Origin of the sequence: Paenibacillus sepulcri (genome assembly GCF_042647105.1) — a bacterium.
Lineage (GTDB): Bacteria > Bacillota > Bacilli > Paenibacillales > Paenibacillaceae > Paenibacillus_Z > Paenibacillus_Z sepulcri.
Genome location: NZ_JBHRUP010000001.1, coordinates 7215648 through 7238917, shown reverse-complemented (window position 1 = coordinate 7238917; position 23270 = coordinate 7215648). Strand labels below are relative to the sequence as shown.

Below are 23270 nucleotides of genomic sequence, written 5' to 3'. Positions count from 1 at the left end.
CTACTGCTAATCCCTTGCCTGAGCGGGAATCGAAGCGTTTTTGTAATCCTCTTGCAGACTCTCCCCATGGGTTTGACTTTTATATGGCCTTTCTGTAATCGCTCGGAGCGATGCCGACCACATTCTTAAACGCCCGATTGAAGGAGTTGTAATTCGTGTAGCCTACTTCCTCGCTGATCTCCTGAATCGGCTTATCCGTCTCCATCATCAACTGCTTGGCCTTCTCGATGCGGTGGGTGATCAGCAGGTCCACGAACTTCTCTCCGATCTCGTCCTTGAACAGCTTGCTCAAATATTTCGGATTGATATCAAACAGATTGCTCAAGTAGTTCAGTGAAAGCTCGGGATTATGATAGTTTTCCTCGACATATTTGCGGATTCGCAAAATATGCGTCCGATGTTTCTTGGCATAGCGCAGCGTCTGCATCTGCTGGGCCAGCTCCCGGAACGTTTCCCAGCAAAGCAGCCGGAGGTCATCCGCCGTTTCCCAATCGTCCAGCTGGTTAAGCAGGCGGCCGAGCAGCGCGGTCCATAACTCCAGATATTCGCGGGGCAGCTCCGCGAACTCGCGTTTATATTGCTGGAACAACAATTGAACCGTATTGATCATTTCCTGACGGGACAACACGGATGCCGTGATCTGTGCAAACAACCGGTCAAAATGCTTCTCCCAGATTTCGTCGGATACCCGCATAGCCTGTACCAGGAGAGAGATCGTCTTCAAGAGCTCGTAGACATCATTTTTGGAATCCGGCACATCCGCGAACCAGATGATTTGGCCCACCCCCAGAACCGCTTTGTAATCAAGGGCTCGAACCGCTCCCTTCAAGGAGGATCTGAGACCGCGCAGGTCAGTCGCAGCCTGACCCATTCCGATCGTGACGGTGAAATTGAGATACTGCTCTACCCTATCAAGATACCCGGAAAGCACCTGATGTTCAACCTCTTCCGGCTGCATCGTTTCAGGAAGCCACAGGATCGCATACAGCCGGCGGTCTGAAATCCATTCCGCCCATACCTCATTCCCCTCCTGCCGCGTGTTTTCCTGCAGAATGCTGATTAGTACGAACTTGAGCAGAGATTGGTCCTGCTCATGATAGTCTGCTGCAAATTGCGGGTAGCGGTCAATCTCCACCACTGCCACAGTCCACCTGTCCGCAAGCTCCGGGAGGTTGAACTTCCTCATTTCCGACTGCAAATCACTGTCGGCGAACTCCCGCGCGCCTTCCAGCAGCTCCTGGAAGAAATATTTTTTTTGCAAAAGCAGATTCTCTTCGTATTCCTCCTGATATTGCCTCGTTTGATCAATCATACGCTCCAGCGTGTTCTGGATAAAGCGAAACTCATTTTCCTTCACAGGACCCAGCTGTGTCTGGGAGGAGACGGTCTGGATCAGCGTCACAATCTGCTCTATCGGCTTATAGTTTCTTCGGGTCACATAGATTACCCATATCACCCCGATGAACACGACTGCCACCGCAAAAGCAAACCAAATATCATAAAACTTCAGCGCAAATTTAATGATCTTGCCATTATTAAGACCCGTTTCTACTTTCCAGCCGCTGTAGCCTGATGTGAATTCGGAGAACACTTCGCCTGAAGCAAGGCTTGCGTTATCACGGCCCGTCCTATTATTCTCCCATAAACTATCGCCGGACCGGTTGAATACATTTACGAATGTAAATTCCGGATCGTACATCTGCATAATAGATTTGCGCAGCGTCTGCAAATCGACATTAACCACTATAAGACCTTGGCCGCTCCCCACACTGCGGACCAGCGTAATGACATGCTTGGCCGGCTGCGCTGCCTCATCGAAGGCTTTGAAATCTCTGGACCCCACCCACTTCTGGCTGTTCGCGGCACGGCTCTCCCCGATGAACGCCGCATCCGGAAACTCCCCGATCGGGACCCCCTTGCCGTTGCTGAATACCGTGTCGTCCGTATAGCGCACCAAATAAATCGAATCAATTAATGGAAAATCTATTTTTAAATCATCAATCACCTGAACAGCCTGAATGCCGGCATACACGTCATGGCTGCCGGATACCGCAAAATAGTTCTTCAGGCTGGAATTCGTCAAGATTTCACGCAGCACTTTAAAATCAATGGAGCGCAATGAATTATCCAAATATTGCATGACCTGCGATGCCAGGAACTCATTCGCCTTCAGCGCTTCTTTCCGGTTCTGTTCATTGAATACCTGGAAAAAGATAATAAACAAAATCGTTGTCACAATAAAAAAGACAGGCAGATAAGATAGCAGCAAACGTCTAAACCAATTGTTGTTCATCTCCGAAGTGCCCCCCACCACTGTTTATTCGTAAGACGACAACCCTCTGACCAGGCCGCTAATTTTGATCCATTTTATTATATAGGATGAAGTGGGGTTGTCAAAAGAGAAGACTGCTCCGCGTCATGTCTGACAGGCAGAGCAGCCCTTGTGAACAAACGTTGTGTTGCTACTGGGTTTTCTCAATCGCACGCTGATAGATATCAAGATAATTGCCAAGGCCCAAGCCGTCGAAGCCTTTTACGTACGCATCCCAATCCTTCTCGATGCTCTTGCTGCCGATAATGAACTGAGCCATGTTGGTTTGCACGTAATCCTTCACTGCCGTGGTCAGCTGCGCTGCCGATTCGGTGTCCTCCGGGCGAATAAATACATTCGAAGGGTACGCCTCTTGCGGAGCAAACGGCTTGTAGACATTGGTTGCCTGCGCCAGACGCGTGCCGTAGCCTTCCGCCGATAAAGGATCCTGTCCTTCTGCAAACAGGTTGCGGAACGTGTTGGACAAGTCATGCGCTCCGATTTGCGACCAGCTCTCGTTGACTATGACGTTCGGATCGCGTTCCGGAAGATTATAGTACGTGTATTTGGCTGGTTCGCCGTTGATGTTCTTCTCATCCGCACTGGCTAATTTCCAGCCTTTTCCTTCCGTTGGCCCATATTCCGCATACAGGGCGCCTTCTTCGCTGAACATGTAATCGACAATTTTAATTGCGGCTATCTGCTGTTCTTCCGAAGCTTTGTTGGTGATCGCGAATTCGAATTCCCCTACGCTTTGCGTGACGCCGGTCGTTTGCACGCCGTCCGGCCCTTTCAATGGAGGCACAATGTCCCAGTGCTGATGGCGGGTAAGCTTCTTGTCATACGTATCAACCAAATAGCTGACGAGCGCCGTTGTAATGGAACCGACGATTTCATCGCCTTCCTTCCTGCCCAGCTGCGAAACCGCCTGATCGTTCTGCGTGAATGAAGCGGGATCAACCAGACCTGCCGCATACAGCTTGTTCATGTATTCCAGTCCCTTCTTCCAACCCTCCTGGTTGGCTGCAAACTCCACTTTCCCGTCCTTGACGATCAAATACTTATCGTTGTCATTATAGATGAAGCTATTCATCAAATAAGCATCAATACTCCCGTTCCATACATATTTGTTCGGTGCGCCGGTGAGCGGGATTTCATCCGCCTTGCCGTTGCCGTTCGGGTCCTTTTCCTTGAACGCCTTAAGCACCGTGTACAGCTCATCCGTCGTCGTCGGCATTGCAAGGCCCACCTTGTCGAGCCACTCTGTGTTGATCCAGTATTTCTGCGCATACGTACAGTGGTAGCATTCATTGAATATAGGCAGCGCATAGATGTTGCCGTCCGGTGCGGTGATTGCCTCTTTGAAATACGGCTTCTCTTCCATTATCTTCGTAAGGTTCGGTCCATACTTGGCAATCAAATCGTTCAGCGGGAGGAAAACTCCCTGTTTCCCGTAAGTCTGGAGATCCGAGGTTGTGAACTTGCCGTGAAGGAACACTTCGGGATAGTCACCGCTCGCGAGCAGCAATTGCCTGCGATCCTGCAGCGCGTCTGTTGGAGCCAGATCCCATTTCAGCTTAACGTCAAACTTCTCTTCGATAAATTTCGTGAAGTCGTTGTCTTCCATAGGGGCCTTGCCCTGCGGAGCAAAGAAGGTCATCGTTACGGGGCCGGCGCTTTCCCCGCTTCCGCTGCTGCTTTCTGTATTTTTCTCCTCTGATGTACTGCAAGCAGTGAGCACTGAAACCGCAGCCATGATTACCAGCAGCATCGAAATCCAAGATTTTCTCAAACCTGACTCCTCCTTTTGTAAAATAGAAGAAAGTATGAATTTCCGCCATACTTTGCCGAAATGAAACGCGCCTCGCCGCCAAAGGACGGCTGAAGCCGTTTCACCTTGTAACGCGGCATACACTCATGTTAATGTACGCTATTAATCCCTTCCCGAAATCCACGACGCTCCCCGCACCTCCCTTCAAGCCGTTTTTGTGGATCGTGGTGGATACCACGGATGTTCTATCCTTTCAGGGAGCCCACCATAACCCCTTTGACAAAATGCCTTTGAACGAACGGGTACATGATGAGAACAGGGATACTGGCTACAACGATCAATGCGTATTTAAGCACCTGCTCGAACCCCTGATCGCGGATTTGCTGGCTCGTATTGGCCAACATCGCCGGATCGGCGGCGTTCAGGATCAGCAGATTGCGCAGCACATATTGCAGCGGGAACAAATTCTCGGACCGCAGATAAATCAGCGCATCGAAGTAAGCATTCCAGTGGCCGACCGCATACATCAGGGTCATGACGGCCAGGATCGGCTTCGATAACGGAAGAACGACGCTGACCAAAAACCGGGTATCCCGGCAGCCATCCACTTCCGCCGCCTCCCCCAGCTCCTCCGGAATCGAAGACTGGAAGAACGTTTTCGCCACGATGACCTGGAATACAGCCAGTGCTCCAGGCAGCCACATCGCCCATCGCGTATCCAGCAAATGAATATCCTTCATGAGCAGGTAGGTCGGAATGAGACCTCCGTCGAAGAACATCGTGATCATCATAAGGATCATAATACCGCTCCGGCCATAAAACGTCTTGCGGGCCAAGGGATACGCCAGCATAACGGTCAGCGCCACATTGATCAAAGTCCCAACGACGGTGTAGATGATCGTATTGTAGAAACCCAGCATCAGCTGCGAGCTTTTAAAAATAGAAACATACGCCTTGAAGTTTAAATCGACCGGAAACAGCCAGACCTGCCCCGACGTGACCGCCCGGGAGGAACTGAAGGAGGAGCTGACAATATAGAGCAGCGGGTAAAAGACGACCAACAGCACAATAATCAGAAATACATAGTTGAAACCCATGAAGATGCGGTCGCCAAGCGGATCCTTGATCTGATTTCGTTTAAACATAAATATCCCCCTCCTTTACCACAGGCTGTTCTTAGAGACTCTTCGGGAAACGGCATTGACAAGGATAAGCAGAATCAGGTTAATGATGGAGTTAAACAACCCTACAGCCGAGGAAAAGCTGAAGTTCGCCCCGATCAGACCCACTTTGTACACATAAGTCGAAATAACCTCAGAAGCACTCGTATTCAACGGATTTTGCATCAAATAAATTTTCTCGAAGCCGACTCCCATAATGCTGCCAAGGCTCAAAATAAGCATAATGACGGTCACCGGGATAAGGCTCGGAATATCGATATGCCAGATCTTCTTGAGCCGGGAAGCCCCGTCTATCCGGGCGGCTTCATATAGGGCAGGGTCCACCCCTGCCAGTGCCGCGATATAAATAATGGAAGAATAGCCCATCCCCTGCCACACACCCGACCATACATAGATGGATTTGAAATATTCCGGAATGCCCATAAAGTTGGTCATCGAGAATCCAAAAAAGGAGAACAGCCTGTCTACTATCCCTACGTGAGGAGACAGCATCAGAATAATAATGGATACCATAACGACCGTTGAGATAAAATGCGGGGCGTACGTTACCATCTGCACCGTCTTTTTGAAATAACCCGTGCGAATTTCGTTCAAAGCTAGAGCGAGCAGGATCGGAACCGGAAAACCGGCCAGCAAGGAATAGAAGCTGATTCCAATTGTGTTTTTGATAAGCAGCCAGAAGTTAGGAGAGTTGAAGAAGGCTTCAAAGTGCTTGAAGCCGACCCACGGGCTCCCCCAAATGCCTTTAACCACACTAAAGTCTTTGAAGGCGATTTGCACGCCCACCATGGGAATGTACTTAAAGATTAATAGATACACTACCGGAGGCAGCACCAATAAATAGAGCTCCCAATGTTTTTTGATGCTTTTAATGAAAGGATGCTCTTTTTTGCGTTTGGGCGGATTCATTCCTTTCTGGAGCTTCATCTGTGCGGGTATGCTTTCTGTAACTTGACTCATTCATGTCACTCCTTATGCGTATTGTGTCATAATACTTTACATAAACCATCATTATTTATCTTTTTTTGTTTCCGGAACTCTCTTTTAAAGATTTATTATGTAAAGATACATGTCAGGAAACGCTTTCTTGAGTGGTATGAATTGATAGTACCTTGAGAGGCGTTCTTTAAGCAATTTGCAATTTTCTCATACCTCTCCATATTCCATAAACCCTTGTCCGACAAGGAAAAATCGCTGTTTTGAGCCTGATAGCCTGCCTGAATCGCTTGCGTTCCGCCCGCAACCCCTTGCACAATAAAAAAACCGGGGGTACTGCTAACCCCCGGAATTCCTGAACCTGCTTATTCGTTTGCAATCAATCGAAATACATGGGTAATCGGCGCTTGCTCCGTAACGGCCGCTTGCGGAAGTTCAACCAACAGCCCTTCGTCCGTGCGATTGAACTCCAGACGCCCGCCCGTTCCGACGAGCTCAATCCGTGCTGCACTTCCTGTGTAAGGAATGACCGTCTGCTGACGCACAGGCTCCTTCTCATTCTTGTACAGGCGGAAAGCGTAGGTTGTGTCTGCCTTGCAGGTGAATGCCCATGCTCCCGTGAAATAAGGGCCGCAAATCCTTGTTCCGTATATTCCTTCACCATATACGTTGAGCCATGCGCCAAGCTCCTTGATGCTCCGAACCGCGCCTCCCGGAAGGCGACCGTCCGGCTGCGGCCCGACGTTCAGCGCCAGGTTCCCGCCCTTGGCTACCACCTCCAGGAGGATGTGAGCCAGTTGTCTTGCCGTCTTATAACGGTCATCGAATCCGAAGGCAAAGGAATTCCCGACTGTAATACAGCTCTCCCACGGGATATTCATCGGCCGATCCGGGATCGTCTGCTCCGGGGTTACAATATTCTCGTAGGGACCTCCGACCGTACGGTCCGCGGCCAAGAGCCAGGGCTGCGTCTTCCGGGCCTTCTCAACGACCTCACCCAGCCGGATATCCTGGCCTCTTCGGCCCGCCCGCACCCAGCCCGCATCCAGCCACAAGCATTCAATCCGGCCGTATTTGGTCAACAGCTCCATAATCTGCTCATGCGTGAATTCCACGAACTTCTCCCACATCCAGGGATATTGTTCCGGATCATAGGAAGGGCCGCGCCACATATGCCGCCCGCGCTCCATACCGGGCGCCCAGTAATAGGGCGTATGCCAGTCCGCCTTCGAGAAATAAGCCGAGATTCCCAATCCCTTGGCGCGGAAAGCGTCAAATAGCTCCCGGCAAATATCCGCATATTGATGGGTATGAAACGGTGTGTCCGGTCCCGTAATGCGATAATCGGTCGTATGCGTATCCCACATGCAGAACCCGTCATGGTGCTTGGTGGTAAACAGAAAATATTTGAAGCCATTGTCGGCGGCAAGCTCTGCCCATTTCTCCGGTTCAAACCGGATCGGGTTGAAGGTTTTGTTCAGATCGAAGTATTGGCGCTTGAACTGCTCCATGTCGTCGATCCAGTCGACGTCATTGCGGGACCAATCCCCGTCATCATCACTTAACGCCCAGGATTCTACCAGTCCAAGCTGCGAATACGGCCCCCAATGCATCATGAGGCCGAGCTTCTGATCCTTGAACCATTCCAGGCGTTCATTCAGCAGCGGATCCTCCGGCTTGACCCATTCTTCCTCTTTGCTGAAATTGTGCACGCCGGATTCAACCACCTGTTCTTCCTGATCCGGCAGTGCATCCTTCGATTCGCTCATCGCATTCATTCCCTTCCCACTACGCTGATGTTCACAACCAACGTATACCCTTTTCCCCGGAACAGCACAATTCTCAATAATCGTTTGCTATGCTATTTTCCATTTGCTCCTCCTGAAACCGGTGAAAAGACAGGGGTGTTGTGGTGACTTTCACTTTACACGAATCCATATATGGGCCTCTCTGTTTTTCTTGCTGTCGCACTTCATATTACAATCCGTCAAATATAAATAAAGTTCCGCCTTCCTTTAAATCCAATTCATGATTATTAATCAAAATGATATGGTTATTTGCCCATTCAATATCAGCTTGATCCACTCTTCGTTCACTATAAATCTTTTTCTTAAACCAGAGAGGTCCGTTTAATTCGCCCAATATTCCGAACGTCCCCATGGCCCCTGCATCGGTATAGTAAAAATCGATCGTATAATGGTTGTCTGGGGAGTGTGCCGTTTTCAAAAGCACTTTTGCTCCTGAAAATATGGTTGTGAATGATAGGGCAATTAAAAGAACGAAGGATAATGCTACTGAAAGAAGCACATTTAACCAACTTCTCATTCTTGCAAACCAGCTGGATTTATCTTTAAAACCTTTAATAGCTAAGATCAAAGCGAGAATGGACAGTAATAAAATCATATAATTAGGCGGGGCAATCAACCAACTGTCGCGAACATTCGAATATACAGAATATGCTGTTGTCAGGGAACAAAATAAACTTAAACAGAAGGAAACGAGATTATACTTTGATTGCCGATTTTTCAATTTTATTTTCCTCCTTGTATTTGTTTATCTATATTCTTCAGACTGCATATCCCCCCCTACCACAACTGCCGATTAACGTCTCAAAGGGCTGCCATACGGCAGCCCTTCTGTTTGTTAGAATAATATTTCGCTGCTTTCTTTATTCTTTAAGATTACGACTGTCTGACGTCCTTGCCCAGTTTGTTTTAAATAAGTCCATCATGGCTTGCGACAATGCTTTTATCCTCGAATCGCGTGGAGAGAACAACGAGGGTCGACGAAAATCCGAATGTGTTGCACGTTTCCAGGAAGGTTTCCAAGGTTTCGCTTGTTTCGGTTACAACCTTTAATAAATAATTATACTCTCCGCTGGTTCTGTAGAAATCGACTATCTCGGGAGCAGTTTCGCCGAAAGCTTCAAACTCCTTGCATTTATTCGATTTAAACAGTACAAACGCGGTTGTATACTTGCCAAGCTTAGACGGGGAAAGCTCTGCCCGATAGCCCGTGATGATGCCCTGATCCTCCAGCTTCCGAAGCCGTTCCGTTACAGCAGGCTGCGACATGGCGATTATTCGACTCATCTCGGAGATCGTAATTCTGGCATTATCATGAAGTGTTGACAATATTTTATAATCAATGTGATCCATGATCAGAACACCTCATTTTTATAAGTCAGGATCGGAAAACAACGATAGAATTAAGTTTCCAGGCCATAAACTCCTTAATAATCTCATTTAAATTGTAGGGCAATTCCAATAAAATGTCACTAACAACCAGTGAGGGAGAATGAAAACGATGACAATGACATCAAACGAATCCAGAGCGGCTGAAGGGTTAAACTTTTTCACAACCGGTGACGGAGTTCGGATTTCTTATCAAATCAACGGATCAGCCGGTAAACCGATATTGATGCTTGCAAACTCCATCGCCACCTCAATGAGCATGTGGGATGGCCAGATAGCTGATTTTTCTCGGCATTTCCGCGTGCTTCGCTACGACTATCGGGGGCATGGCGAATCGGATACGCCCGCCGGTCCGTATTCATTCGACAGACTGGGACGGGATGTAATCGAATTGCTCGACGCGCTTCAAATCGACCGTGTGCATTTCCTCGGGCTGTCGCTGGGCGGTGTCATCGGACAATGGCTCGGTATCTACGCTCCCGAGCGGGTCGACCGGCTGATTCTGAGCAATACCTCCTCCTACCTGGGGCCGGCCGGGCAATGGGAGAGTCTGATCGCCTCTGTGCAGCAACCAGAGAAACGGACCGAATTCGCCGATATGTTCATGAAGAACTGGTTCCCTTCGCATATGCTGGAGCCGCAGAATCCGCTCGTCACGTCGTTTCGCAAGATGGTGCTCGCAACTCGTGCGCAGGGAATTGCAGGAAGCTGGGCTGCGATCCGTGACATGGATATGCGCCGGACGGTCGCCCTTATCAGCAGCCCGACACTAGTCATTGCTGGCCAGTATGATACAGTGACGCTTCCCAGCCACAGCGAATTGATCGCTGAGACGGTGCCAAACGCAAAACTCGTCATGCTGCCCGCAGTTCACCTGTCGAATGTGGAGTATCAAGCCGAATTCCTCAGCGCCGTGTTCGAATTCCTGCAATCGAAATAAGGAAAAGCTGTTATCAGCTATTACATATTATTGCACGATCCTACCCGTTCAGCTTGACGAAGGGCTGCCCAAGAGGCAGCCCGCTTTATCCGTTAAATACGGTCAAAATTCTTCGTTATGACGTATATCTCTGACTATCTCCAGCTCGTCCCAATAAATAGGCGTACCCCAGAAAGGAAAGAGCGTCTCGAAAAACACCTTCTTCTGTTCCAAATTACCCGAATAAGTGTCCACGCCTTCAAACAGGACCTTGGCACGATAGCCGCGATGATGCAATTCCTGAAGAGTGCTCAGAACACAGATTTCGAGCACCAGTCCGATCAAGACAATGTCTTGCCCGGAGTCCGGTGGTCCGATTGTTTCGGACAACCACTTGCTGAAACCATTCGGCGAGGGATACGGGATACCCGGAAGATCATTCGCTTTACCGGCACCTTCACGAATCCACATCGGCGACGGTTCGGACTTCACCCATGTAGACGGGTGTTTGATGTCGTCGGGGATGAGAGATTCATACCCCCACATACCCGGGACACATACAGAAGTATCCTTTCCAGGCTCGCTAGCACGATAATCCGAGATAATCTCAACAATCGTGCAACCTCGCTCGCGAACAAAAGGGAATACTGTGTCCCTGATGAATTCCACGCACGGGCGCCGGCTGTAATGGGCGCCACCTGCAGTGGCGAAGTCGTTCTGCAAATCAATAGACAGGAAAACGACTGACATATTGCACCTCCGTAGATCATACCTTTTGTGCTGAAAGATACCGTACTGCTAATTTCCCCAATATAATGCTCAAAACCAATATTAACATAGGATTCTACTTTCCGCCCGTTAGTGTGGAAAGGTAGTCGAATGACACCTATATCTATTCGTTACTTTAATGGATAAGAGGAGCTGCCGCGTAGCAAGCCCCTCCACTATTAAAGCATCAAGATACTCTTGTCGCACCGCAATAATTATGATGAATCATCAGCAGCTGTCGCGGTACTTGCCCGGCGTAATGCCCTCTACCTTCTTGAATACGCGGATCAGGACGAGATCGTTCGCATAGCCAACCTTTTGGGCAATTTGGGCGATCGTTAAGTCTTTTGTGGAAATCAGTCTTTTTGCCTGATGGATACGACATTGTGCAATGTAATCGGTGATGTTCTGCCCGCTCGTTTTCTTGAAAAAAGTCGAGACATACTGTGGTGTCCGGTTGAATTGTTCGGCAATCATATTAAGTCCCATATACGGATCGGCGTAATGATTATCGATAAAAGCAGTCATTTCCTGAAGCAGCTGATCGCTATGGCAGCCCCGGTCGGCTTTGAGCGAAAGGGTCAGCGACAGAAACATTTGCTTCATCTGTACATGCATCTCTTCGGCCGTTGCACAGGCCAATATGGTTGTGATGGCTTCGAATTGACCGTCAACCTGCTCTCCGAGCCGTGCCCTTGTTACGTTAATGAGCTTCAAATGCGTGCTTGCCAAATCAAAAAACAGGCACCGGGCGAGTCCGGGTGTAATCGGATTAGAAGTGAAATTGACCGCGTACAAATTATTCAACAGCTTGCCGACGCTTTCTGCATCACCGCTGCGGACATAGTTCATCAATTGTATTTCTGTCTCCATTGGATAATAGTAGTTCTGATCTTTGCAGTTTATTTCGTGAAAATATATAATCGCGCTCCCTTTGATCATCTTATACTCCATAGCCGCGAGCGCCTCAACATAAGCGCTCCCGATCCGCTGCCATCCTTCGTGAACGTTGCTGACGGCCAGGGTAATGGCGATTTTGAATTGGTGCTCCACCACCTCCTTGAGTGTACTGACGAGCTTCTCCGTATCCTGCATGGCTTCGTTCAGGCGATTTTCCTTGAAATTAAGCAGAATGACGAGACGATCGCGGTCGAGTTCAATACAATATCCGGCATGATGCTCGTGAATCAGATCGGTACAAATATTCGAAATGACAAAACGGGTCAACGCCCATTGCCGTTCGGAATGCTCTTTGGAAAATTTCCCGGCCTGATCGACCTGGATCAGAATAACTGCAAATGACCCGGACACAAACTGGATGTTCATAAAGTCGAGCGAATGGCTAAAATCTTCCGTGTGATCCACAAGCCCCCTTATGAGCCGGGACAAAAAGTTCGCCCGCATGACGGGCGTCTGCTGTTTCAGCATCCCTTGTAAATTTTTCTGTTCAATGAGTACGCTTTCAAAAGATTCCTGAATGTATTCGTATTCGTTGGATATATGCGAATGTGCTGCAGTGCGGCCTTTTACGAAAGCCTTGAGCATTTGCTTTACCGGTCTGTAGTTGTGGTAAGCCATCAAATACGAGGCCACCAGCCCCCCTGCCAAATAAACCGCGAACAGCCAAATCGCGGTTACCTTGACCGAATTGACCTTCTGCATGTACAGGTCCCGCGGCATGACGGAAATGTATTTCCAACCGATTTGTTTGGAGGATGTGTAGGAAACCATCAGATCCAGTCCATTTTTCTTATAGGGGAAAAACCCGGGTTTATCCTGCATTTGCCCAAAAACCTGCTTGCTGAGTGGAACCTGATCCGTTGTCCCGGTCAGCACCTTTTGATTGGCGTCGATAATGTAGATGTTGCTTCGGTTGGCTGACTCGATTTGCCGTATCATTTCTTTGACCTGCTTTTCATTAATCAGCACGACAAGACTTCCCTTGACGTCTGACGTGCCTTGTATGGGAATGAGAGACTGAACATACGTGATCACTTGAATGGGTTGCCGTTCCAGGCTTGCCGTGAGAGGAAGACCTCCGTCCTGGATAAGTGTTTGGGAAGGCAAGTAATCCCTATTGTGATTGCTCTCCAGCACCTCCTTGCGCCAGGACTCATAATTCATGTCCTTATAGCTGTAGTAACTATTGTAGAACGTTCGGGAATCCGTGCGGACTCCCGGTTTAAGAATGGTATCGCTTCCTTTGAAAAAAACGTAGTAATCCTCGATAAACTGCCCGCTGAAGCTTCTATAGCGGTTTAAATAATCCGAAATAAATTCAATGTACTTGTACGATGATTCGTCCGCCAGGTCGTTGTTCAGCAGCAGATCCATTTTGGGGTTCAACGCGATTTGCTGCGACAACTGATCGACTTCTTTCACGCTGCTGTCCATGGACAGCCTGAGCTGCTCCAGCATGGCAAGGTTGGAACGGTTGGCCTGATCGACCATCGCCTTTTCCACCCGTGAATACAAGACGCCTCCGATTACAACGGGAAACACAAGAAAGCAAATGTAAGAAATCAGCAAAGTCATGAACACGCTTCTCCGGCTGCGCCTCTTTAACCGGAGAAATTGAATGACAAAAGGAATCATAGGGGTCCCTTTCTTCACTTAGTATGCCTTTCCTCACTAATTCGTGGAAAACCGTCCCATTTCCTTCTGTTCATCCATGTTTTCACTCCTTAATCGCTCCAATCATGACGCCTTTGACAAAATATTTTTGCAAGAACGGATAGAGACACAAAATCGGCAGGGTCGATACAATGATGGTCGCATACTTGATCGTTTCCCCAATCGGCATTTTGTCCCCGACGGAGGCGCCCGTCATCATCGCGTCAGTGCTGTTTGTAATTAATATTTCCCGCAAAATAAGCTGCAGCGGATATAACTCGCGGTCACGCAAGTAGATCAATGCGGAGAAGTATGAATTCCAGTGTCCGACCGCGTACCATAATATCATCACGGCAATGACAGGCATGGACAGCGGGATAACGACCCGGAACAATATGGTCAAGTCGTTCGCTCCGTCGATTTTGGCGGATTCCTCCAGACTGACGGGTATTGCTTGAAAAGCCGTCCGCATGATGATCAGATTAAAAGTGCTGATCGCCCCTGGAATGAGCAGCGCCCAAGGCGTATTCAACATACCGAGATTGCCGATCAGCAGGTAAGAGGGAATTAGGCCTCCGCTGAATACCATCGTAATGACAATCATGAACATGATGTGATTTTTAAAATACAAATTGCGGCGAGAGAGCGCATACGCCCCCAGCGAGGTCATGAACAAGTTGATCGCGGTACCTGCCAGCACGTAAAATAGCGTGTTTTGATAACCTTTGGCAATCATGGGATTATCGAATACCGCTTTATATGCCGACAAATTAAATCCGCGCGGTGCGAACAAGAGTCCACGGTGCTGAGCGACCTCCGAGGGATCGCTGAAGGAGGCAAAGAGGACATAAAGAAACGGATAAAGCGTTATAAAGCAAAGCAGCAGCATGAGAATGACGTTGAACACGTCAAAGCTCTTCTCCCCTAAACTCCTTTTAATCATGAGTTCCCTCCTTTACCAGAGCTTATTTTCGCTCACTCGTTTACTGACGGTATTCGAGATGACAATCAGTGCAAAGCTTATGATTGAATTAAAGAGACCTACGGCAGCGGTATACCCGTAGTTGGCCTCCAGAATCCCTTTGCGGTAGACGAATGTCGAGATGACGTCCCCGGTTTCGTAGGTCTGGGGGTTGTACATAAGCAGGACCTTCTCGCTGCCGACGCTCATCATGGATCCCACATTCAAGATCAGTAAAATCACGATGGTCGGCATAATGCCGGGTATGGTAATATGCAGAACCTGCTTCAATCGGCCTGCCCCATCGATTTTGGCGGCTTCGTAAAGCGTTGGGTCAATATTGGCAATGGCGGCCAAATAAATGATGGATCCCCAGCCAACACCTTGCCAGACGCCGGATGAAACATATAAGAAACGAAACCATCCGGGCTCCCGGAAAAAAGCGATTGAGTCAAAGCCCAGAAACCCCATTATTTGGTTGATAAGTCCGTCACGGGCCAAAAAATCAACCATCATCCCGACCACGACAACGATCGATATGAAATGAGGCAAATACGAAATCGTTTGTACGGAACGTTTGAATAGGGTGCTGCGAATTTCATTGAGCAGAAGGGCCATGAGGATAGCCGCCGGAAAACCGAACAACAGCTCATAAATGTTAATCAGGATCGTATTACGGACAAGACGCCCAAAATAATAACTGCTGAAAAACTCTTGAAAGTGATTGAATCCGATCCAGGGACTGCCGGCAATCCCTTGTCCAGGACTGAAATCCTTGAAGGCGATTTGCAAGCCGTACATGGGTCCGTAATGAAAGATGACGTAATAAGCGACAACGGGCAGCACCATCAGATAGATCAGTTTATTAACCTTTAGATCCTTTCGTATGATGCGCCAGGCACTGTCCTTTTTCAATACTGTGGTTTTGTGTACCGCAGGCTCCGTTTGCATGACGGACATGAATATTCACTTCCTCTCGATCGCTTCCGATGATTCCCTAAAACTGCCGGGAGCTAAAAACGTGTGCCCCATCCTCCGGAGAATCGAACGGCTGATTATTTACGGTTGTTGTACCTTTCCAGGGCGGCCTGCTGGATTTTCAGAGCCTCATCGAGGCCCATACCCTGTATGGTTTGGACATAATTATCGAAGCTTTCGATCGGTTCGGCTCCCATAACGAACTTGTTGAACATTTCGTCCTTGTAGGTATTAATGTCCGCCATAATTGACGCGAACCGGCTGCTTTCATCTTTGGTCGGGGTTACGAGCGGCATCTTCTTCTCGTTGCTCGGCCCGGACCATACCGTAACCGCATCTTTCTGCTCTGGCAGCGCTAAATATTGTTCCAAATAACGCTTGTCCTGAATGAACGGACCATCCCAGGACGCCCTGTTATGGCGGGCCATAGCTTGCTGTACCGGCAGCCCGTCAGCGTTTTTCGAGATGTCATCCGTCCATTTGGGATAGCCGTCAACCAGATTGTAGCTTATGCCTTCCGTTCCGAAGTTGAACAGCATATGTCCTTCTTCGGAATAACCATAATCGAGCCATTTGACCGTTTCGATCGGGTTCTTGTTGCTTGTTGTAATCGCCGCTCCTCTTCCGTTGAACGCAAAATCGAGCTGCCCGAGCTCCGGCTTGTCGCCCGGATTCAACACGGGATACGGCACGGCCGCCAGCTTGAAGTTCGGATCTTTATCCTTCATCAGGTTGGAATATTTTCCGATTCCCCCACCAACAAGGAGTACGGCGGATCCGACTTGATTGCCCGTGATTTTGGCATCGTACAGCTTATCATCCGTCGCTGCATAATCACGGTCCAGCAGGCCTTCTTTATACCATTTGTTCATCATCATCAGGAATTCCTTGAATTCGGGCTGAACCGGACCGAACTTGACGGTTCCCTGGTCCTGGTAGAAGCCGTTGGTAATGCCGTATGCGCCAATGAATGCATGTGTTCCGAGCTCTGCAACCCGCAGCAGCAGAGGGATCTCATCCGGCTTGCCATTGCCGTTCGGATCCTTCTCTTTAAACGCTTTCAAAACGTTGTACCATTCGTCGATCGTCGTTGGCGTTTTTAGCCCGAGCTTATCCATCCAATCCTGCCGGACTGCTGGTCCCTGGAACACCTGCAGCTCTCTTCCATCCCGGATAAACGGGAATGATATGATGCTGCCGTCGTCTGTAGTAATTTGCTTACGCCAATCCGGATGCGAGTCGAGCAGTTGTTTAAGGTTAGGAGCGTATTTATCGATATAATCATTCAATTTAATAATAGTGCCGTCTTTGACCGCCTTCTCCGGACCGCCGGGAAAGCTCGTCGTCCAATGATATTCAATGACATCAGGAAGCTTGCCCGATGTAATCATTAAGTTAAACTGCTCTGCATCCTGTCCTTGAGGCGGATGCTGGAAGTCGACCTTGACTCCGGTCTTTTGTTCCAGTCCTTTATATAGTTCGATTTCGTTATAACTTTTCATAGTTGCGGACGCTTGACCGGCCATACCAGTCCAATACGTCAGACTGGTCAGCTTTGGAACCTCTGCCGGATCGGTATTTGCTTCTTGCACAGGACTGGATGAGTTACATCCAGCCAAAATGGCTGCTCCCAAGCATGTAATGAATAGAAAACTCGAAACCTGTTTCTTTTTCGTCATGAATCTATTACCTCCTTTTTCTTATCACCCGGAAATCAAACACTTTTCAAAGCTGTAAGGATTAGATACCTGGTGTCACATAAGCGTAATCGCAACGCTTGAATTAGGCTATAAACGATATTTAATGTCGACCTCTATTTTTATAATTTTGAACATGCTTTTTTTCATCCGGGCTGTTAAAACTAAAGGTTTAGAGCAAAAAATCGATTCAAAAAACAAGAAAAGCCCACCTCATGGTGAGCTGATTCCCGGTCTGCGAAAGTTGAGTAAATACAAGCAGCCTGATCGCAATATTGGCAGCATCCAATAAGCTAACTTATCTGATGTACCGAAAAAAACCAGCCCCCTTCAGGGGACTGGTTTAGCCTCATGAATCCTAATTTTCAGGATATCCAATTCTCGATAATCATAATAAATGCTTATTACTAGTGATTCCAGGTTAATAGCCCTTAGCATCTCACAATCATTTTGGGAGGTAGAAAAATTATGTTCAAGCGTATGGATGAAATATTGATCGAGGTACCCTCTGTCGAGAAACCCGATCCCAATGCTGCTGCAGCCATTCAAGAATTGTTAGGCGGGAAGTTCGGCGAAATGTCGACGTTAAACAATTACCTCTACCAATCCTTTAATTTTCGTTCAAAAGAAAAACTAAAACCTTTCTATGATTTAGTTATGAGCATAACGGCGGAAGAGCTTGGCCACGTCGAGCTGGTTTCTCATGCTATTAATAACTGTCTGAGAGGCTCAACCGATTATAAAGAGCCGGACAAGACTCCTCTCGGTCCGGTCAAAGACTCGCGCTTGTATTACCACTTTTTAGCCGGAGCGCAAGGTGCGATGCCATTTGACTCCATGGGGAATCCCTGGACAGGCGCCAATGTCTTTAACAGCGGAAATTTAGTGGAAGACCTGCTTCATAACTTTTTCCTTGAGTGTGGCGCCAGAACACACAAAATGAAGGTATATGAAATGACGGATCATCCTGCTGCCCGTGCAGTCGTTGGATTTCTCCTTGTAAGAGGGGGCGTTCATGTTGTGGCGTATGCCAAAGCACTGGAAATCGCAACAGGGGTCAATGTAACGAAATTGGTGCCAATACCGTCATTGAGCAATAAATCGTTTAATGAAGCCAGAAAGTACGAGGAAAAGGGTGTTCACACGAAACTGTACACGTGGAGCGATAATGATTTTAATGCGATTGATCAGATCTGGAAAGGAACGCACCCCGAAGATGGACTCCCGCTTGAGGTTATCCAAGGCGTACCAAAAGGGGTACCCATTCCAGAAGCCCCTTCCGCCGAAGAGGAATTTGCACCCGGAATCTCCGAAGATGATTTTAAAGCCATAGCCAAACGACTTAAATTAGCCGGTAATATTAAAGAATAGCCACAGCCATATGAATATGCTCTTATCATCTCAAATCTCATTATGAAAGCTGTTCAGATTTTCTGGACAGCTTTCGCTTCTCATGGAGGAAGATGTTTATTATGCTGCCAATCACCTAACTAAGATGGGTAGATAAAAGGACGAACAGGGTAACCGCCCTTTTATCCATGACACGATGCATTTAATGCCGTCCATTATAATAGAGGCTCTTACTTGACGTATTCAGCCATTACAATATTTCGATATACCCTTCTGTTCCATGCACGCGAATTCGTTGCCCATCCTTTATCAGTTTGGTAGCATTTTCCACTCCGACAACGGCCGGCAAGCCATATTCACGCGCGATAACTGCTCCATGGGTCATCAGTCCGCCAACTTCGGTGACCAGGCCTTTTATGGATACAAATAACGGTGTCCAGCCAGGGTCAGTAAAGGAGGTGACTAATATATCTCCATCTTCCAGATCGGCATTTTCCATATTTAAAATGACACGCGCTCTTCCTTCTATTACTCCGGAAGAAACAGGCAGACCTACAATCGCATTAGCCGGCAAATTTTCTCGTTTGTATTCACCTGCAATGATTTCACCATCAGACGTCATGACACGCGGGGGAGTTAGTTTTTTGAAAAATTTGTAATCCTCTTTTCGTTTGTTGATGATCTGATCATCAAGTTTGTTTGTGCGTACGACTTCGTGAAGTTCTTCAAAAGTGAGATCGTATATATCTTCTTTGTCATGGATAACGCCAGCTTGAACGAGTTGTTCGGCTTCTTTCAGCAAAGCCTGCTTATAAACGAAGTAGCGGCTTACTATGCCGTATTTTGGATATTCCCGGTAGCCGATGAAATTCCGGATGAGGTCGATCATTCGTTTTGTTTCTTTGGCTTTTTGTTCACCATCCGGTAATTGCTTCAATCGGTCTATTAACTCTTGTTCTTTTTCCAAAGCCTCCTGGCGCCCTTGCTCAAATTTTCGATTGCCGGCATTAGGCTCAAAGTTCTTGATGTTACCAAGAATCATGGGGACAAGTTTAATTGGTTTCTCACTCCAACGTGTTCTCGTAATATCGATTTCTCCGGTACATCGCATTCCGTATTTGCTGAGATACTCATAGATAGCGTCTTGGGTTTCCCTTCCTCCATCAAATTTAACCAGTTCATCCAGAAAGTTATCTTCTTTTGCATGCTGCAAATAATCAATCACCTCCGGATAAGGGCGAATCACATCCGCGACATCCAATAGCGCCAGACCCATTTCCGAAGTAATATTATTGGGTACAGATTGAGAAAGTGTATCTGCTGCGTTTTTTTCGCCTAACCACTCGTTCATGTTTTCATTGATCCATGATGTAGCATTTATAGCAGCCATAAACACAGCCGAGCTTTGTGGGTCAAATAAGATCTTCTTTAATTGCTGGAGATCTTCCAGAATAAAATCAAACAATTCCGATCCCGATTTCGCTTGAATGTTTTGTTTTAACTCTTCTATCGATATTTGACTGCGCTTAATCAAATCAGAAACGATTGTCGGATCGTTCTCGAATTGTGGCAGCATATCTGTATTACTTCTACCCAGAATCGGAGCTGTTTGATCATCTGGTAACAATTTTATAAAATCTCGCTCTATTATGGTCATGAGTGCGCCTATTATGAGTGGATCGGATCCCAGGGTATTTAATAAAGCTTCCCGGCCGGCAGGTGTAGCCAGCCTGGGTGCAACATCAACAAACAACCTCCCGCCGGCTTTACGCATAGGTGCAGGCGTAATTAACAGGTAAAAAGACAACCCCAATGGTTTTATGGGATCTAACATCATTTGTTGATGACCAACAGACAGATAGACGTGATTTTCTTGGGTCTTCGCTTCAGGGATCGGGTATAAAGTAGTGATCGGCCGACTCTGGACAATATAAAATGTATCATCAGCCAAACACCATTCGATATCTTGCGGGCTACCAAAATAAGCTTCGATCTGTCTTCCGATGTGTGCCAGCTGTAAAATTTGTTGCTCAGTAAGTGTTTGAGAATTCTGCTGATCAGGATCGATCTGCTTTGTCTCTGTTCCGCCTTCTTTCCTTCCATAGATAGCCAACATTTTGGTTGCTATTCGCTTATCGACGATTTCCTCTTCCCTCACTTTATAACAATCGGCAGAGACCAAGCCGGAGACCAGCGCTTCTCCAAGTCCAAAACTGGCATCGATGGATAGCAGCTTTCGGCTTCCAGTAATGGGATCAGCGGTAAATAAAATCCCTGAAGCCTGCGGGAAAACCATCCTTTGAACGATAACGGATAAATAAACTTGACCGTGATCGAATCCATTCTGCATACGGTAGATTACCGCGCGCTCCGTGAACAGGGAAGCCCAGCATTTGCTGATATGCTGCAGGATCGCATCTTTGCCGATGATATTTAAATAGGTGTCTTGTTGACCGGCAAAAGAAGCATGCGGCAAATCCTCAGCAGTAGCGCTAGAACGCACGGCATAAGCATGTTCATCGCCAAACCGGGATAGATAGAGAGCAGCGGCATTCACAACATCGGAAGGGATTTCTATCTCCGTAATGATTTGACGCAGCTTCCTGCCGATTTCACCAATTTGATCTCGATCCTCTACTTTTAGCATGGTTAGTCGATCCAACAAAGCATGATACCTTTCGTTTTGATCGATGGCTTTTTGGTACCCCGCTGTTGTAACACAAAATCCTTCCGGTACTTGTATCCCTTGAATTTTTGATAATTCCCCTAAATTCAACCCTTTTCCGCCAACAAGCCAAAGCTGCGTTTTTTCCATTTCCTGAAAATCGAGAACCAAAGAACTCATTCAACATCTCTCCTAACTGTTAAATTGAGAAAAAACATTTGACAAGAGTTTACCGGCATGGTACACTAAGGGTGTAGGATGAAACAATTATGTCCATATGATTTTATGGAGTCGTGATCTGATTATATCATCGTGACTGTTTATATGCAATATAAAAGAACCTGATTAAACTACCCAGGTTCTTTTTTGTATTCCCGCTACCATTAGTCACATCAAAAACCATGGTTCGAGCTGAACTCCGTCACTGCAGCCTAACGAAATCCTAATCATCTAATCCCTTTCCATTGAGGATATGCACAATATATTTTTCAACCCTTGATTCTCGAGTTTTGGATTGCTTGGGTGTAGAAAAATGCAAAATATATGCTCTTTGCCGTCCCGGCGTCAGTGCTTCAAAAGCCGTTTTTAAGTCGGGGATTTCAACGAATTTATTATCTAATTCTTCAGGTATGATATATTCCGTATTCTTTTTATAGTTCACTTGCAAGCCGGCTTTCTCAACTTCAATGGCTTCATCAATATATGCTTTCAACATAAGCTGCATTTCATCGATATCTTGAACCTTGGTGAACCGAATCTGGCGCGCTGCCTGAACATTCTCCGTTTGCTGGATTAGAATCCCATGGGGATCTATTAACAACGCGCCTTTATGAAACAGAAGCGCGCAGTAATCCTTAAAACCATGGATCAAAACGATGTTTTTATTGTCAACCGTGTAACAAGGATGCATCCACTTAAAATCCTCGGTCAGCCCGCAGTCAAGAACGATTTCTCTCAATAGCTCGAATTCTTCCTTCCACTTCTTAAGCTTGTTAAAATAAGGATCAATCTTAGGATTCCTTTCACCTTGTATCATAAAGGTACCTCCTTCAGTTTTTTGTTTTCACTTGCTTGATTGCGGTCCGATAAATCAAAAGCCGCGGTTCTCAAGGGCTTCATACGGCCCTTGTTGCCAATGCCTTTTCAAGCTTGCCGCACCATTTACTCCAGTGTCCGACGACGGGCTCAAAATCATTTTCCATCGCCTGACCATTATGGATGTTGACCGCCCACTTGCCAAGCTTGCTTGTTGCAGCTGGTTGTTCTCGCTCACAACACCCTCTTCATTCTGTAGTAGAAATCTATTGGCGATACCAATGGACACCCGTTAATTTCACCGCCTCCCTAAAATTTGCGGCCCTCCGGACGCAGCGCCCAAGAGGAGATATTTAGTGCAGCGTATGAAAGCGGTAGAATAATGTTAAACCCGTAATCACCATAATCGTCAGCAAACACATGAGATAAAGCCGCACCAGTCATTAGAAAGAAGATACCAGCGTGAGCCCATTCTTTAAGCTGAGGAAAACCCGGCACGACGAGAGCGATGACTCCAAGCACTTTCCAAATCCCGAGAATGGTCAAGATGTACAATGGGTAATTAATATTCGTCACTAACTCGACGTTTCCCCCATATTGCATCAGTTGCCCGATACCGCTTAACATAAGAGCTGCTGCAAGCAGTATTGTGACTGACCAATAAGCAAGCATTTTTCCTCGGGGCCGGATTTGTACTATCGCGGTTGTTTCCCTACCAATGATCGTACTCATTTTGGTTCCTCCTCATAATGGTTGATTCAAGCGAACTATCTTCTTGCTCCAAACTTTCCAATGACTGGTTCCCAATTGGACACCATATGGTGACGATTTGATTATAGGACACCATTAAGTGTCATGTCAACACATTTTTAAGTTCCGCTGAAAACGTCT

17 protein-coding genes are annotated in these 23270 nt (G+C 47.3%); 2 read left to right on the top strand and 15 right to left on the bottom strand.

From position 1 onward, the window contains the following. Positions 1-79 precede the first annotated feature (79 nt). The 7 genes from ACFOLF_RS31490 to ACFOLF_RS31460 all read right to left on the bottom strand — a co-directional run bounded on the left by ACFOLF_RS31490 (position 80) and on the right by ACFOLF_RS31460 (position 9357). Positions 80-2293 carry a helix-turn-helix domain-containing protein gene (locus tag ACFOLF_RS31490; protein ID WP_210039492.1) on the bottom strand — a complete coding sequence of 738 codons (2214 nt, stop codon included), beginning with the start codon at positions 2291-2293 and terminating at the stop codon, positions 80-82. Positions 2294-2462: 169 nt separating this feature from the next. Further along, on the bottom strand, positions 2463-4103 hold the full coding sequence (locus ACFOLF_RS31485; protein ID WP_210039493.1) for an extracellular solute-binding protein: 1641 nt from the start codon (positions 4101-4103) through the stop codon (positions 2463-2465). Positions 4104-4327: 224 nt separating this feature from the next. Then, positions 4328-5227: a carbohydrate ABC transporter permease gene (locus ACFOLF_RS31480; protein ID WP_210039494.1), complete on the bottom strand. Its 900-nt coding sequence runs from the start codon at positions 5225-5227 to the stop codon at positions 4328-4330. A 15-nt stretch (positions 5228-5242) separates the two neighbouring features. Beyond that, a complete protein-coding gene (locus tag ACFOLF_RS31475; protein ID WP_210039495.1) occupies positions 5243-6223 on the bottom strand; it encodes an ABC transporter permease in 981 nt (326 codons plus the stop codon). Positions 6224-6564: 341 nt separating this feature from the next. Further along, positions 6565-7968, bottom strand: coding sequence for an alpha-L-fucosidase (locus ACFOLF_RS31470; protein WP_210039496.1), 1404 nt, complete (start codon positions 7966-7968; stop codon positions 6565-6567). Between the two features lie 208 nt (positions 7969-8176). Then, a complete protein-coding gene (locus ACFOLF_RS31465; protein ID WP_210039497.1) occupies positions 8177-8728 on the bottom strand; it encodes a DUF5412 family protein in 552 nt (183 codons plus the stop codon). A 185-nt stretch (positions 8729-8913) separates the two neighbouring features. Beyond that, a complete protein-coding gene (locus tag ACFOLF_RS31460) occupies positions 8914-9357 on the bottom strand; it encodes an Lrp/AsnC family transcriptional regulator (RefSeq protein WP_210039498.1) in 444 nt (147 codons plus the stop codon). A 148-nt stretch (positions 9358-9505) separates the two neighbouring features. Here ACFOLF_RS31460 and ACFOLF_RS31455 point away from each other — a divergent pair, with 148 nt between their 5' ends. Next, positions 9506-10333: an alpha/beta fold hydrolase gene (locus tag ACFOLF_RS31455; protein ID WP_210039499.1), complete on the top strand. Its 828-nt coding sequence runs from the start codon at positions 9506-9508 to the stop codon at positions 10331-10333. Between the two features lie 102 nt (positions 10334-10435). On the opposite strand, the gene ACFOLF_RS31450 is transcribed toward ACFOLF_RS31455, so the two are convergent. From ACFOLF_RS31450 to ACFOLF_RS31430, 5 genes are all read right to left on the bottom strand, one after another. Continuing rightward, positions 10436-11062: an isochorismatase family protein gene (locus tag ACFOLF_RS31450; RefSeq protein WP_210039500.1), complete on the bottom strand. Its 627-nt coding sequence runs from the start codon at positions 11060-11062 to the stop codon at positions 10436-10438. 246 nt (positions 11063-11308) lie between these two features. Then, entirely contained in the window at positions 11309-13615 is a 2307-nt protein-coding gene (locus ACFOLF_RS31445; RefSeq protein WP_210039501.1) for a helix-turn-helix domain-containing protein, read from the bottom strand. Between the two features lie 142 nt (positions 13616-13757). Then, a complete protein-coding gene (locus ACFOLF_RS31440) occupies positions 13758-14636 on the bottom strand; it encodes a carbohydrate ABC transporter permease (RefSeq protein WP_210039502.1) in 879 nt (292 codons plus the stop codon). A 12-nt stretch (positions 14637-14648) separates the two neighbouring features. Further along, positions 14649-15605, bottom strand: coding sequence for an ABC transporter permease (locus tag ACFOLF_RS31435; protein WP_210039650.1), 957 nt, complete (start codon positions 15603-15605; stop codon positions 14649-14651). 104 nt (positions 15606-15709) lie between these two features. Beyond that, the gene (locus tag ACFOLF_RS31430) at positions 15710-17311 is read right to left on the bottom strand and encodes an extracellular solute-binding protein (protein ID WP_210039503.1); all 1602 of its coding nucleotides are present in this window, start codon (positions 17309-17311) and stop codon (positions 15710-15712) included. 486 nt (positions 17312-17797) lie between these two features. Here ACFOLF_RS31430 and ACFOLF_RS31425 point away from each other — a divergent pair, with 486 nt between their 5' ends. Further along, the gene (locus ACFOLF_RS31425; protein ID WP_210039504.1) at positions 17798-18700 is read left to right on the top strand and encodes a manganese catalase family protein; all 903 of its coding nucleotides are present in this window, start codon (positions 17798-17800) and stop codon (positions 18698-18700) included. 229 nt (positions 18701-18929) lie between these two features. Here ACFOLF_RS31425 and ppsA read toward each other — a convergent pair whose 3' ends face one another. From ppsA to ACFOLF_RS31410, 3 genes are all read right to left on the bottom strand, one after another. Then, entirely contained in the window at positions 18930-21524 is a 2595-nt protein-coding gene (gene ppsA, locus ACFOLF_RS31420; protein WP_210039505.1) for a phosphoenolpyruvate synthase, read from the bottom strand. Positions 21525-21786: 262 nt separating this feature from the next. Further along, entirely contained in the window at positions 21787-22380 is a 594-nt protein-coding gene (locus tag ACFOLF_RS31415; RefSeq protein WP_210039506.1) for a YdeI/OmpD-associated family protein, read from the bottom strand. Positions 22381-22688: 308 nt separating this feature from the next. After that, a complete protein-coding gene (locus ACFOLF_RS31410; RefSeq protein WP_210039507.1) occupies positions 22689-23111 on the bottom strand; it encodes a DoxX family protein in 423 nt (140 codons plus the stop codon). Between the last annotated feature and the right edge of the window lie 159 nt (positions 23112-23270).

What these genes read in the sequence shown, in the direction of transcription:
- ACFOLF_RS31490 (WP_210039492.1), bottom strand. Translation starts at nt 2,293, where the DNA reads ATGAACAACAATTGGTTTAGACGTTTGCTGCTATCTTATCTGCCTGTC.
- ACFOLF_RS31480 (WP_210039494.1), bottom strand. Translation starts at nt 5,227, where the DNA reads ATGTTTAAACGAAATCAGATCAAGGATCCGCTTGGCGACCGCATCTTC.
- ACFOLF_RS31475 (WP_210039495.1), bottom strand. Translation starts at nt 6,223, where the DNA reads ATGAGTCAAGTTACAGAAAGCATACCCGCACAGATGAAGCTCCAGAAA.
- ACFOLF_RS31470 (WP_210039496.1), bottom strand. Translation starts at nt 7,968, where the DNA reads ATGAGCGAATCGAAGGATGCACTGCCGGATCAGGAAGAACAGGTGGTT.
- ACFOLF_RS31460 (WP_210039498.1), bottom strand. Translation starts at nt 9,357, where the DNA reads ATGGATCACATTGATTATAAAATATTGTCAACACTTCATGATAATGCC.
- ACFOLF_RS31455 (WP_210039499.1), top strand. Translation starts at nt 9,506, where the DNA reads ATGACAATGACATCAAACGAATCCAGAGCGGCTGAAGGGTTAAACTTT.
- ACFOLF_RS31450 (WP_210039500.1), bottom strand. Translation starts at nt 11,062, where the DNA reads ATGTCAGTCGTTTTCCTGTCTATTGATTTGCAGAACGACTTCGCCACT.
- ACFOLF_RS31445 (WP_210039501.1), bottom strand. Translation starts at nt 13,615, where the DNA reads ATGACTTTGCTGATTTCTTACATTTGCTTTCTTGTGTTTCCCGTTGTA.
- ACFOLF_RS31440 (WP_210039502.1), bottom strand. Translation starts at nt 14,636, where the DNA reads ATGATTAAAAGGAGTTTAGGGGAGAAGAGCTTTGACGTGTTCAACGTC.
- ACFOLF_RS31435 (WP_210039650.1), bottom strand. Translation starts at nt 15,605, where the DNA reads ATGCAAACGGAGCCTGCGGTACACAAAACCACAGTATTGAAAAAGGAC.
- ACFOLF_RS31430 (WP_210039503.1), bottom strand. Translation starts at nt 17,311, where the DNA reads ATGACGAAAAAGAAACAGGTTTCGAGTTTTCTATTCATTACATGCTTG.
- ACFOLF_RS31425 (WP_210039504.1), top strand. Translation starts at nt 17,798, where the DNA reads ATGTTCAAGCGTATGGATGAAATATTGATCGAGGTACCCTCTGTCGAG.
- ppsA (WP_210039505.1), bottom strand. Translation starts at nt 21,524, where the DNA reads ATGAGTTCTTTGGTTCTCGATTTTCAGGAAATGGAAAAAACGCAGCTT.
- ACFOLF_RS31415 (WP_210039506.1), bottom strand. Translation starts at nt 22,380, where the DNA reads ATGATACAAGGTGAAAGGAATCCTAAGATTGATCCTTATTTTAACAAG.
- ACFOLF_RS31410 (WP_210039507.1), bottom strand. Translation starts at nt 23,111, where the DNA reads ATGAGTACGATCATTGGTAGGGAAACAACCGCGATAGTACAAATCCGG.